Source organism: Romboutsia sp. LXY-2 (assembly GCF_056171995.1).
In genome coordinates this window covers 467,814-481,409 of record NZ_JBKFGI010000004.1, presented here as the reverse complement: position 1 = coordinate 481,409, position 13,596 = coordinate 467,814, and the positions used below count along the sequence as shown (strand labels likewise).

Here is a 13,596-nt window from a genome sequence, read left to right as displayed (position 1 = left end):
AAAAAAGCTTAATAAATAAGTATATTACATATATGTCTAATTAGATTATTTTACCTTAATAATATTTTATAGATTCCACACAATAATTAATAAGGACTAATTATAAAATATTTTTATGGAGGTAAGTAGTGGGATTAATATTATTTAGATGCTTATATTTTTTCTTATTCTTTGGATTATCAACCATTGCGGGGATGTTAATTCCATTTTTAAATTACAAAGGCTATGACCCAGTTCAAACGGGTCTTTTAATAAGTTTATATACAGTAAGTGGAATGATAGGTCAATTTATTGTAGGATTTATCTGCGATAAACTAAACACAATAAAAAGAATTTTTTTGCCATCTATCATAGTAATAATGATTAGTGGTACTATATCAATAATTTTTAATTCACATTTTTTATTTATACTAGGCCTTGTTATTATGGGGTGTTTCAATTATATATTAAACACACTTTGTGATAGCTGGGTCATGGAAAGGGAGGATGGAATAAAAAATAAATTTGGTCCACTAAGATCATATGGTTCAATTGGATGGGCATTTGGAGTTTTAATTGCAGGTTTTGTAATATCAAAATTTGGATATATTGCAATAAATATATTATTTATTGCAACTCTTTCAATAGCATTAATAATTACATCAAAAGTTCACGACACAAAAAAAGAGTGTAGTAAATCAGTTAATGCAAAGGAATTACTATACAATAAAGAATATATATTAACAATTTCTGTACTATTAATAATAGGAGTATCATATAGAGGATATTGTCAAGTTCTACCTTATGTAATAGTTGCCATAGGAGGTAATACTGTAAATTTAGGTATATACAGTTTTATATCTGCTATAAGTGAAATAATAATGCTTATGTTTTGTGCTAAGTTAATGCATAAGTATAGCCCAGATAAAATACTAATACTTGCGCCTATTGCTATAATACTACAGCTTTTAGTATTATTTTTTACACGAAATGTATTCATAATATATATTAGTGGAGTGTTTCAAATATTTACGTATCCTTTAATACTTATGGTAGGGAGAATTATGATAGATAGAGTATCTCCTTTTAATTTAAAAACATCATCACAATTAATAGGGTTTGCAATATTTAATAGTTTTGGGATAATTATTGCTTCAATTTCTGTTGGAATATTAGTTGAACATTTAAAAATAGGAAATGTAATTTTGATTTTAATAGGTTTTACAATATTTGGAGTAATAGGAGCAATTATTTATGATAAAAAAATTAAAGATAAAACATTATAATTTCAAATATATTAAAAAGGCAACCTAATGTAAAAGGTTGCCTTAATTATTATCTATTTTCTTTCCATTTAGAAACATAATTATCAAGTATTTTCTTAAGGGCTACGCCAATTTCTGAGTATGCACTATCATATAAATTTGCTAGAGAAATTCTAATTGACCACTCTGGTCCTGCAAAGCCACCTCCGCTTAATAATACTATTGATGATTCTTCTGCTAAAGCAAATAAAACATCAACTGGTTTGTAATTACTTGCTAAATATTTTGCAAAATCACTTCCATGATTAAGTTCTGCCCATTCAAGTAAATCAAATTGAGTATAATAGGCTGCATCATTTGGATTTTTAGGTAATTCTAGCCCTAAGCTATCAAATAATAGTTTTTGTCTGTGATGACAAATATCTATTGTCATATTTTTATAATTGTCTTCTTTATCAATCAGTGCAAAAGCAGAGAAAAAAGCCATTTGAACCTGTTGTGGAGTAGAAAGACCGGCTGTATGATTTAGAGCCACCTGCCTACTATCTGCAACAATTCTATCTATAAAAGGAACTTTATCTGGGTTTGTATTCATATCGGCATATCTTTTATTAGTTCTTTTTCTTATAGCATAAGGAAGCTCAGAAATTAGTTTGTCAAATACATTTTTTTCATGTAGTGCTAAAGTTCCAAGTCTCCAACCTGTAACGCCAAAGTACTTAGAGTATGAATAAGAGCCAATAGTATTATAAGGAAGCTCAGCCATAAGAGATTTAAATTCATGTACAAAAGTACCATATACATCATCTGAAATTATCATTAAGTTTGGGTTGTGATTATTAACAATATCTACAATTTTACTACTACATTTTGGAGATATTGCTACTGATGGTGGATTGCTTGGATTTACAACAAATAATGCCTTTATATCTTTATCACATAATTTTTCAAGTTCTTTATCAGAGCACTGCCAAGAATGCTTCCCATCTTTAGTTTTTTCATCAGCACTAATATAAACAACCTCAAATTCGTACCTAGGAAGATGTGGAATTTCTAAGTAAGGAGTAAATATAGGGACCATAATTGCTATTTTATCACCTTTAAGCAGAAGGTTATTTGCTATTAGTGAGTCGAAAACATAACACATAGCAGCTGTAGCACCTTCTACAGCAAATACGTTAAAGTTTCCACCAATTTCAACGTTGTATTTCATTTCCTTTTTTAAATATTCTTTAACTATCTTCTCGCAATGAATAAGCATCCTATCTGGAAATGGATAGTTATCGCCAAGTATTGCATCTGTTAATTCATACACATAACTATCGCAATCAAATCCTAAATCATTGACCCCATAGTTAATGATTTCTTTTATTAGTTCAGTACCTTTTAAATGAGGGTTTTCTTTTATATAAGTATATAATCTTTCGCAGATACCAGTCTTAATAGGCATACCAGTTAAATGACCTTTATCCCAAGAGCGTCTACTTTCTGTAAGTGCAAAGTGACCGAAAGTAAAAAATGCCTCACGAGGCGTGGAAGCTAACCAGTTTGGATTTCCGCGACCCGCATCAAATAAAGTTCTAGTACTTTTTATATTTGGTTTTGTAGCGAGTTTAATAAGCATATTTTTAAACTCAAAAGGGCTTATTTTACCATATACATTCTCTAATTCTTGCCTTTTTATATTAATAGGATCCATAAGTTTAATCTCCTTATAAAATTTAGAAAAAACATCATAATAATATTTATTATTGACTGAATCAAAATATATTATTATACTTAAAAACGCTTAGAATTTTTAATATAAAAATTTCTAGCAAACAAACTAGCGACTTAAAAAGTTTAGTTGATAGTATTAATATCAATAGTGGTATATACTATAAATAATAATTTGATTAGGAGTGTTGGTATGAATATAAAAAAGTATGATCCAGAAAATCCATCTTTAATAAACTCTTTTGTTTGCGCGATAGATATTCTAGGATTTTCCCAAATGATTGAAAAATCATCAAATGAGGGAGTGGGAGACAAATTATTAAAAGAAACTAATTATTTAATAAATAAGAATAAACAGTGTATTATCCCAAATAAATATTCTCAAGGTAAAATTAAGATATTTACAGACAATATGGTGGTTGCATATCCAATAACTGGAGATGGAGAAGAAGAACTAGATGAAATTCTTCAAAATGTATCTGAATATCAATTTAATTTAGCTCTAGAAGGTTTATTTGTTAGAGGTGGAATAAGTATAGGTGACTTTTATATTAATGAAGATATTGTATTTGGAAAAGCATTATTAGATGCTCATCATGTGGAAAGTCAAATAGCTTGTTATCCTAGAATTATATTAGATGAATCTAGTGTAAAAAGACTAAAAAAGTATATGAAGCATTACGAGGTTGCTCCACAAACTACTAAAGTACTTATTGATACAGATGGTCAATGGTTTATTAATTATTTAGATACTATATTTAAATTTTATACAAAGTGCAATAATGAATATGAGTTTGAAAGAGTTAAATTTGAACTTATGCTTAGACATAAAAAGAAAATTGAAGAAATGTTAGATAAATATAAAGAAAATATAAGAGTTTGGGACAAGTATGTTTGGACTGCAAACTATCATAATTATTTCTGTAATTTACATTTTAAAGGAGATAAGGATTTAAAAATATCAAGAAAATCACTTCTTTTATGGCCAAGAGAAATAGACGATGAGGATGCTTAGATTTTTGAATATTAATTATATGAAAACAGTAAGGCTAATATAATTAAAAAATCTAAAGTAATTGAAAATCTGAAAATGTAGAAAAAATAAGGGATTTGGGATAAAAAGAGAGTTTTAGTTTTTTGATAAAGTAAATTGTTAACTTATTAGCGCTAAGGAAGGTTTAGGGGGAAACTATGGGAAAGTGTAAAGATGAAATGATAAAGTTAATTAATGGCAATGTAAGTGAGGTATATATATTATCCGAATTTGAAGGCATTGATAATATTTCTATGGCAATACAACTTTGGAAATATGATAAGGAAAAAGACATAATATCATATTGTACTATGACTAAGAATAATTTAGATAAACCTTACTTTATAAAAATCAAAAATGGGGTAAGTTTTGTTGATAAAAAATACATAGGAGAAAATCCAACTGATGATGCAAAATTAACCTTAATAAATAAAGATATAGCATTCGAGTTATTAAAGTAGAAAAAATTAAAGGAAATCTATTGCCTTGGCAATAATAAAATTAATTTTATACTTAATATTATTAATTAAATATTATATTTGAATAAATTTTGTAAAGTTTCTAAAAGTCACTTTTGTTAATTTAAAAATAGCGAAAGTGGTTTTTTACTATATTTAAATTGTATTTTTGTAGATAATTTCTTATAAAAGAAAATAGAAACAAAAAAATACTAAAAAAAATAAGAAAACGTATTGACAGTAATCTGTTAATAATATATCATAATGTTTGTAAATAATACAAAAACTGACAGGAAATAGTTTATTTGCTACAAATTATTGCAAGGCGCCGGAGTAATAAAAATTTAGAAGTGAAAACGTATTTTTAAATATGTTTAATCTAAAAAGTAGTTTAAAATAAAAATGTGTTTTACTAGGGTTTATATGTATTTAGTTTGTTGTTAAACCACAAACTAAACATATTAAAAGTAATATTTCAAGGGAAATGTTATTTAGGGTTATTATAAAAATTATATTATCAATCAAAGGAGAGACAAAATGGGAGAAAGTTCATTCTTATCACAATTCCTGAAGGTTACAGATATAAAGACAATACTTTTTATAGCTGTGCTAATAGGAACATTCTTTATCGTAAAAAAAATGGAAAAGAAAAAGGTTGCGTTCTCAACTAGAACAATAATAGCAACTGTAATAGGTCTTATACTAGGAGTAATAATTCAATTAGTAGCTGGTTTACCAGAAGATCCATCGCAAGTTACATGGTTACAAGAAGTAACTACGTGGTATGGACTATTTGGATATGGATTCATGGATTTATTAAAAATGTTAGTTGTACCAATGGTATTTGTATCAATAATTAGAGTTATCATCAATATGGGTGAAGGTGAAGATTTAGGAAAGATTACATTTAGATCATTAGGTATGTTATTAGTTACAACAGCTTTAGCTGCTGTAGTTGGTATAATAGTTGGTAATGTTATGAAATTAGGTGTTGGTGCTGAGGTAGCAGTTGCTGCTGATACAGAACTAAGAGAAATAACACCTTTAGTTGATACTTTAAGAGGATTATTACCGTCTAATGTTATTAGTTCGATGGCTAATGGTAATATAGTGGCAATAATAATATTTGCTGCATTCTTAGGTCTTGCTTGCAAGAGATTAACTAAGAAATATGCTGATGTTATAAAGCCATTTGTGGATTTAGTTGAAGCATTCTACAAGATAATTGTTTCTGTTGCTATGACAGTAATTAAGTTTATGCCATATGCAGTAGTTGCATTACTTGCTAACACAATAACTGCTAGAGGATTATCTTCAATATTATCAGTTATGCAATTTATAGCTGCATTATATATCTCTGTTGCTATAATGTTTGTAATACACTTAGTAATAATAACTTTAAATGGATTAAATCCAATGACATATATAAAGAATGCTTCTAAGCCTTTAATATTAGCATTCACTTCTCGTTCAAGTTTAGGTACTTTACCTGTAACTATAGAGGCTTTAACTGACAACCAAGGTGTTGATGAAGGTATAGCAAGTTTCACTGCTTCATTAGGTGCTAACATGGGTATGAACGGATGTGCTGGTATATATCCTGCATTAATGGCTGTAACAATAGCTAATATGGCTGGTGTTGAGATGAACGCAAGTTTCTACGCAATGTTATTAGTTGTTATAACTATAAGTTCATTAGGTATAGCTGGTCTTCCAGGTACTGCTACAATGGCTGTATCGGTAGTTTTATCAGGTGTTGGATTAGGTGCTTACTTCCCACTAGCTGGTGGAATACTTGCAATAGATCCAATATTAGATATGGGACGTACTATGCTAAACGTAAATGGTGCAACAACAACTGCAGTTACTGTTGGTAGTTCTTTAGGAAAAGTAGATAAAGAAATATTCAACGGAAACAATGTTGTTGGTGACGACAAGAAAAGTGCATAATAAAAGATATAATATATAAACATATAACCTCGACTTAATGTTAAGTCGAGGTTTTTTATATGGAACTTATATTTAAAGATTGGAGTGCTTATTTTTTATGTAGGTATACTACTTTAGAAAATTTTTATAGATACATTAACAACTTTAACCAAAATATAAGTTTGTACTATCAAAAAAAAAGAAACAAAAAAGTAACAAAGATAAGATTGTTATAAGTATTGAAATAACTTGGTTTATGGAATATAAAAAAAAGTTTTTTGAAATGTGCAAAAAAGAAAGTTACAAAAAAGTTACATATCCTTAATGAAAATTTAATATAAATAGATTAACAAATGAAAAAGTTAAGTTAAAGAGTCTAATCCGTAAAGATAATCAAGAAAAAATAAATATTAAATTGGTTATAAAAAATGAGAGGAGATTTATTATGAATAAAAAAGAATTAAGGATAATTATATCGTCTATAGTTGCTACTGTTTTACTGGTAGTGACACTAGGAGCATATTGGATATTGAATAAAGAACAAATAAACTTAGTAGTTAAAGGTGAAGAGACAAAAGTATCAACTTTTAAAAAGACTGTAAAAGACTTATTAGAAGAACAACAAATTGAATATGATGAAGATGATAAAATAATGCCATCATTAGACAGCGAAGTAGTTGATTATATGAATATAGAACTTATCGATGTAGAAAAGCATGAAAAAGTAGAAGTAGAAGAAATACCATTTAATGTTAAAACAGTAGATGATAAAAACTTATTAAAAGGTAAGACTGAAGTGGAAAAAGAAGGTACTCCAGGTAAAAAAGAGCTTACTTACTTGTTAACATATGAAAATGGTGTTTTAGTTGAGAAAGCACTAACAGAAGAAGTAGTAAGTGTAGAGCCACAAGAAAAGGTAGTTAAAAATGGTATTAAAGAAGAGATAATAGTTGCCTCAAGAGGAACGAATACAAGATTTCCGTCTCAGTCAAATAACAATAATACAGCAGCATCTAGTGGATCGCATATGGTAGTTGAAGCTACTGCATATTCTGGTCATGGTATAACTTCAACAGGAACAAAGCCTAAGTGGGGAACAATAGCTGTAGACCCTAGAGTTATTCCATATGGAACAAGAGTATATATTCCCCAGTTTAATATGACCTTTACTGCTGAAGACTGTGGAGGAGCTATAAAAGGAAACAAAATCGATATATTTATGAATAGTGGATCTGAATGTTATAGCTGGGGTAGACGTAAAATTGACATATATGTAATAAGATAAAATGTAGAAATATGGTGTATACTTTGTATACAGAATTAACCAATAAACCTTTACTTTAAGCTCGAAAAAGTATAAAATAATAAAATATCATAATATTAAATTTCATTATAAATATAAATTAATTATACTAGTGAGATGAAAGGGAGAAATCGGTTTTATGGATTATATGAATGAGTATCAAAACTGGATAAGCCATCCTTATTTTGATAAAGAAACAAAGGAAGAATTATTAAAAATTAAAGATGATATAAAGGAAATAGAAGATAGATTCTATAAAGATTTAGAATTTGGTACTGCAGGACTTAGAGGAATAATAGCTCCAGGAAAAAACAGAATAAATATATATACTGTAAGAAGAGCTACTTTTGGTCTAGCAAATTATATATTAAAAAATACTTCTGAGGAAGAAAGAAATAGAGGTGTAGTAATAGCACATGATAATAGACATATGTCTAGAGAGTTTTGTATAGAAACTGCAAATACATTAGCTGCTTGTGGTATAAAAGCTTATATATTTGATAGCTTAAGAACTACTCCAGAATTATCATTTGCATTAAGAAACCTTAATGCAATAGCAGGTGTTGTTATTACAGCAAGTCATAATCCACCTGAATACAACGGTTATAAAGTATACTGGGAAGATGGAGCTCAAGTAATGCCTCACATTGCTAATGCAATAACTGAAGAAATAAATAGTATACATGATTATAGTACTATACCTACTTTAGATGACTCTAAAAAAGATTTAGTAATTATGTTAGATGAAAATGCTGATACTGCATTTATTGAGGCTGTTAAAACTCAAGTAATAAGAAAAGAGTTAGTTAAAAAAGTTGGAAAAGATTTTAAAATAGTTTATACACCACTTTCTGGAACAGGAAATGTTCCTATAAGAAGAGCTTTAAAGGAAGTTGGATTTGAAAATATAATGGTAGTTAAAGAAGAAGAAATGCCAGATCCAAACTTTGCTGGACTTGATTATCCAAATCCAGAAGAACAAAAAGCTTTAAATAGAGGTATAGAACTAGCTAAGAGTGAAGGTGCTGACCTTGTTATAGCAACTGATCCAGACTGTGATAGAGTAGGAGTAGCTGTTAAGACTACTACTGGAGAGTATGAACTACTTACAGGAAATCAAATAGGTGGATTATTAACTAACTATATAATAGAAGGTAAGAAAGAAAATAATGAATTAAAAGATAACTCTGTTCTTATAAAGACAATAGTTACATCAGAATTTGGAGCAGACATAGCTAAGGCTAATGGTGTTTCAGTTATGAATGTTCTTACAGGATTCAAATTTATAGGAGAGAAGATAAAGTCATTTGAAGAAACTAATTCTAATACTTATGTTTTTGGATATGAGGAAAGTTATGGATACTTAGTGGGAACTCATGCTAGAGATAAAGACGGTGTTGTATCTGCAGTATTAATATCTGAAATGGCAGCGTTCTACTATTCTAAAGGAATGAGTTTATATGAAGGCCTAATGGAGTTATACAAAAAATATGGATTCTTTAAAGAAGAAACTATATCATTAACTTTAAAAGGAATAGAGGGTATAGCAAAAATAAAAGAAATAATATCATATTTTAGAGAAAATGATATAAATACTATAAATGACACTAAAGTAGTTGATATTAAAGACTACAAAAACGGAATAGATGATTTACCAAAAGCAGACGTGTTAAAGTACTTCTTAGAAGACGGTTCATGGGTAGCAGTAAGACCTTCTGGAACAGAGCCTAAGCTTAAGTTCTATGTTGCTGTAAAAGGTAATGATGAAGATGATGCTAACAACAAATTAAAAGGAATAAAAATTGATATTGAAAAGACTATAGAAAAATTAATGCAAGAGCAATGTCAATAAAATAATATTATAATTAAAAGTATGAAAGCATAAAGTTTTCATACTTTTTTTTAGAATTAATATACTTATGATGTAATATTGAATATTATAGATTAGAAAATTTACAGGAAAAGGAGGGATACATTTGATAACGGTTGAAAAAGATTCTATTATAAATTTAATAAAAGATTCAAACCTTGGTGAAATAAATTCTAAAGCAGCAGAAATGTCTTTTTATCTATTGCTATCTCTATTTCCATTTTTAATGTTTTCTATAAGTAGTATTGTTTATATACCCATAATACATTTAAATAAATATATTATGGTTTTGGAAAATATAATGCCAGAAAGTGCATATGATCTTGTATCATCCTTAATATATTCAGCTATAGATAATAGGAGTATGAGTTTATTGATAACTAGTTTCTTTCTTACAGTTTGGGCTTCTTCAAGAGCTGTAAGATCACTAATTAAAGCTATGAATAAGTCATATAGAATAAAAGAAACAAGATCATATTTTAAAATAATATTTATATCATTGATTTTTACAATTGGACTTTTATTAATGATATTTTCATCAATGATATTTTTAGTTTATGGTGAAAAAATAGGATTTTTTATATTTGGGCTAATTGGTTTAGATAGCTTCTTTATTGATGTTTGGAATATTTGTAGGTATTCAGTAGGTATATCAACTGTAATTGTTATTTTAGTATGTTTATATAGATTTACTCCAAATAAAAAAGTTAAAATCAAAGAGGCTATGCCCGGTGCAATAGTTTCTACTTTTGGATGGCTTATTGTTTCTTTTTCATATTCTTTTTATACAAATTCATATGCTAGATATGAAATGATATATGGAAGTATTGGGGGGATTATCGTTTTAATTACATGGCTTTATTTAAGTAGTTGGACAATTTTACTTGGAAGTGAAGTAAATGCGAAACTGTATTATAGAAGAAATTGTAGATAGACAATTTATTAATACAAAATATTAAACTTGGGAATATTAAGATAAATACAAAATTTAAGGGGTGGGAAATTTTGAAAGTTAAAAAAATATCTACCATTAACGTAATTATACTATTATTTATCTTGATATTCTCAAATATTAATACTGTTTTTAGTAATGAAAATGATAATTTAGATAGTGAAGGTAAAGATGTTTACACATTACAAATAGAAGAAAAGTCTAAACTTTTAAGGGAAGCTCTTGATGAATTTGGAGCCACATCAAAAGAAGAGGCAATAAATATTTATGCAAAAGGTGTAATGAATAGAAGTGGACCTATGCAATACTCAGTATTATGTGATAAACTTAAAAATGAATTTGCAAAAGCGATGGAAGAAGATAAAAATTACGCTTGGGTAACTGGTGTATCAAGTCCTTGGGTAAAAGACTATAAAATACTAAAAATTAAAAAAGAAAGTAGTAACGAATATAAAGCTACTGTAGTATTTTTTTTAGAAACATCCTCGGGTCCTTTTGCAAATGATAAGACTATCCTTACTGTTAAACATAAAAATAACAAGTGGTGTATTACAAATATTAAAGATGAACTACAGTAAATAACAAGGAGGAATGTTATGAGAGCACATGAAATTGAATACATACTTCATGGAGATGACATGCAGTTTGTAGAAATTATTCTTGATCCAGATGAAAGTTGTATAGCAGAAGCTGGAGCAATGATGATGATGGACCAATGCATCAAAATGGAAACATTATTTGGTGATGGAGGTAGAAAAGGTGGTTTATTAGGAGTACTGGGAGGGGCAGCTAAGAGAGTTATAACAGGAGAAAGTCTATTTATAACTTCATTTACAAATGAAGGAAGAGGAAAACAACAAGTTTCTTTCGCTTCACCGTATCCAGGGAAAATTATTCCTATAGATTTATCACATTACAATGGTAAGATAGTATGTCAAAAAGATGCTTTTTTATGTGCAGCTAAAGGAGTTAGTATAGGTATAGACTTCACTAAAAAAGTAGGAGCAGGATTCTTCGGCGGAGAAGGATTTATCCTACAAAAACTTGAGGGCGATGGCCTTGCGTTTGTTCATGCAGGTGGAACTATAGTAAGAAAAAGCTTGAGTGCAGGTGAGGCATTAAGAGTAGATACTGGATGTCTAGTAGCAATGACAAGAGACATTAAATACAATATTGAATTTGTTGGTGGAATAAGAAATACTTTATTTGGTGGAGAAGGCCTTTTCTTAGCGACACTTACAGGACCTGGAGATGTATGGGTACAAAGTTTACCATTTAGTAGATTAGCTTCTAAGGTGTTTGCCTTAGCACCTCCAAATATAAATGTAAATACTAAGTAGTTAGATAATCTTAAGGTATAATAGTAGCTTTCATGATGATAAAAGTATCTTAAGATTTTTTTAGTATAAGAAATGTGAATCTGCGGATCAGATGCTATAATATAAAGTAATTTCTCAATGTAGTTAATTAAGAAAAATAATTTTTGCTTTGAATAAATAAATTACTAAGAATAGATTAGTTATATAAGTATAATAATTATTAAGTGAAATGGAAAATATCCTAAGATAGAATGTAATTAATACAATAATCTTAGGATATTTTTATGATTATATTATCTTGTAAACACTAATTCATTTTCGCTAGATAGATTTTGATTATATGTGTAACCAAAATCATTAAATTCTTTAAGTTTTTCAATGTTGTTTATTTTATTTTTTATTACATATCGAACCATATAACCACGTGCTTTTTTAGAATATAATCCTAGTACCTTATAGCTTTGTGATTTTTCATTGTAATCTTTAAAAGTAATGTCTAAAAATTTGAAATCATTTTTTATGGCTTTTAAATTTATAGCTTTAATATACTCAGAAGAAGCTAGATTTATTAATACAGGATTTTCATCAATATCCAATGACTCAACTAAATTAGCTGTAATTTTTTCTTTCCAAAACTTATATAAGTCATTTCCGGCGTTGTTGCTTAATTTTGATTTCATTTCTAACCTATAAGGTTCTATAATATCAGTAGGACTTAGCACACCATATAGACCAGATAATATTTTAAGATGATTGTTGGCAAAGTCAAAGTCTTCTCTATTAAAATCAGAAACATCCATACAACTAAAAACTTCACCGTTAAAAGCTAATATGCTCTGAGCCTTAGGATTATTAACGGTACCATAGTTTTTGTATCTAACCATATTTAAAGATGTTAGATCACTACTTAAGTTCATTAACTTACTTACTGATTCTGCATCTAATGCTTTTAGAATATCCATTAGGTAGTTTGCTTCTTCTATAAAATGGGGAGTAGTTTGATTTTCTAATATTATATCTTTATTAAACTCCATTGTTGTTGTTGGAGAAATTAACATTATCATTTCTGTCACCTCTTATAATTTTTTGTAGATATTAGTATTATACTAAAAATATAATTTTTTTAAAAATAAATTTTAATTTCTCTTATTTATTTGAAGAAATGCTAATTCAAAGAGTTATTCAATGTATTTTTTCTTGGATGTTAGATATTACCAGGAGTATCTGAAAGCTTATTGTGGCATTATGAATGGAGAATTATCATAGCATGGTCTATGCTTGGTTTAGTTTTTTATGCTCATAAAAATTGGAATTCAAGAAAAAATATAAGTATAATGAATAGTGAGCTTATAAATTATTAATATAAAAAAAGGAATAAAAGTTATATAATAGAGAATATATTTTTCATAAATAAAAAGAAGATATCTTAGAAAATCTAAGTATATCTTCTTTTTTTAGGAGAAATTCAATGCTATTAACCTTGATGCTTTTTATGTGAACTTATAGGTCTAGCCGTATTTTGACTAACTGATCCTGTCTTAGAAGGTCTTAGTCTTGGAGGTAAATTTAATTCCTCACCAAGTTCTAATTTAAAATCAGGGTTACTTTTCTCATTTCTGTTGTATCTTGTTTTACAATCTTCTCTTTTATGCTTATCTTTAGACATAATGCCCTCCTAAAATGAAAACTAAGATACTAATAATTTATCCAAATATAAATATATTATCCTAGCTAAGAGAAAATTTAAATAGTATTTATGATTTTGATAAATA

General features: G+C 28.1%; 12 protein-coding genes. 9 read left to right on the top strand and 3 right to left on the bottom strand.

Annotated features, from left to right (window positions below; genetic code table 11):
• Positions 1 to 128 precede the first annotated feature (128 nt).
• Positions 129 to 1,265, top strand: a complete 1,137-nt coding sequence (locus ACI48P_RS10585; RefSeq protein WP_475215472.1) for an MFS transporter — start codon at positions 129 to 131, stop codon at positions 1,263 to 1,265.
• 49 nt (positions 1,266 to 1,314) lie between these two features.
• Here the strand turns inward: ACI48P_RS10585 and aspD are convergent, their stop codons facing one another.
• The gene (gene aspD / locus ACI48P_RS10580) at positions 1,315 to 2,943 is read right to left on the bottom strand and encodes an aspartate 4-decarboxylase (protein WP_475215468.1); all 1,629 of its coding nucleotides are present in this window, start codon (positions 2,941 to 2,943) and stop codon (positions 1,315 to 1,317) included.
• 210 nt (positions 2,944 to 3,153) lie between these two features.
• Here aspD and ACI48P_RS10575 point away from each other — a divergent pair, with 210 nt between their 5' ends.
• The 8 genes from ACI48P_RS10575 (at position 3,154) to ACI48P_RS10540 (ending at position 11,845) form a co-directional block, all read left to right on the top strand.
• A complete protein-coding gene (locus ACI48P_RS10575; RefSeq protein WP_475215466.1) occupies positions 3,154 to 3,975 on the top strand; it encodes a hypothetical protein in 822 nt (273 codons plus the stop codon).
• 176 nt (positions 3,976 to 4,151) lie between these two features.
• Positions 4,152 to 4,454 (top strand): hypothetical protein, encoded by a 303-nt coding sequence (locus ACI48P_RS10570; protein ID WP_475215464.1) that lies wholly within the window; start codon positions 4,152 to 4,154, stop codon positions 4,452 to 4,454.
• 534 nt (positions 4,455 to 4,988) lie between these two features.
• Positions 4,989 to 6,401: a cation:dicarboxylate symporter family transporter gene (locus ACI48P_RS10565; RefSeq protein ID WP_475215462.1), complete on the top strand. Its 1,413-nt coding sequence runs from the start codon at positions 4,989 to 4,991 to the stop codon at positions 6,399 to 6,401.
• Positions 6,402 to 6,825: 424 nt separating this feature from the next.
• Positions 6,826 to 7,665, top strand: a complete 840-nt coding sequence (locus ACI48P_RS10560) for a 3D domain-containing protein (RefSeq protein ID WP_475215460.1) — start codon at positions 6,826 to 6,828, stop codon at positions 7,663 to 7,665.
• 157 nt (positions 7,666 to 7,822) lie between these two features.
• Positions 7,823 to 9,535 (top strand): phospho-sugar mutase, encoded by a 1,713-nt coding sequence (locus ACI48P_RS10555; protein ID WP_475215459.1) that lies wholly within the window; start codon positions 7,823 to 7,825, stop codon positions 9,533 to 9,535.
• Positions 9,536 to 9,659: 124 nt separating this feature from the next.
• Positions 9,660 to 10,487, top strand: coding sequence for a YihY/virulence factor BrkB family protein (locus ACI48P_RS10550; RefSeq protein ID WP_475215458.1), 828 nt, complete (start codon positions 9,660 to 9,662; stop codon positions 10,485 to 10,487).
• 71 nt (positions 10,488 to 10,558) lie between these two features.
• Positions 10,559 to 11,083: a hypothetical protein gene (locus tag ACI48P_RS10545; RefSeq protein ID WP_475215456.1), complete on the top strand. Its 525-nt coding sequence runs from the start codon at positions 10,559 to 10,561 to the stop codon at positions 11,081 to 11,083.
• An 18-nt stretch (positions 11,084 to 11,101) separates the two neighbouring features.
• Positions 11,102 to 11,845, top strand: coding sequence for a TIGR00266 family protein (locus tag ACI48P_RS10540; protein WP_475215454.1), 744 nt, complete (start codon positions 11,102 to 11,104; stop codon positions 11,843 to 11,845).
• Positions 11,846 to 12,117: 272 nt separating this feature from the next.
• Here the strand turns inward: ACI48P_RS10540 and yaaA are convergent, their stop codons facing one another.
• Together yaaA and ACI48P_RS10530 are read right to left on the bottom strand one after the other, a co-directional pair.
• A complete protein-coding gene (gene yaaA, locus ACI48P_RS10535) occupies positions 12,118 to 12,888 on the bottom strand; it encodes a peroxide stress protein YaaA (RefSeq protein ID WP_475215453.1) in 771 nt (256 codons plus the stop codon).
• Between the two features lie 410 nt (positions 12,889 to 13,298).
• Positions 13,299 to 13,490, bottom strand: a complete 192-nt coding sequence (locus tag ACI48P_RS10530; protein ID WP_475215450.1) for a hypothetical protein — start codon at positions 13,488 to 13,490, stop codon at positions 13,299 to 13,301.
• Positions 13,491 to 13,596 lie beyond the last annotated feature (106 nt).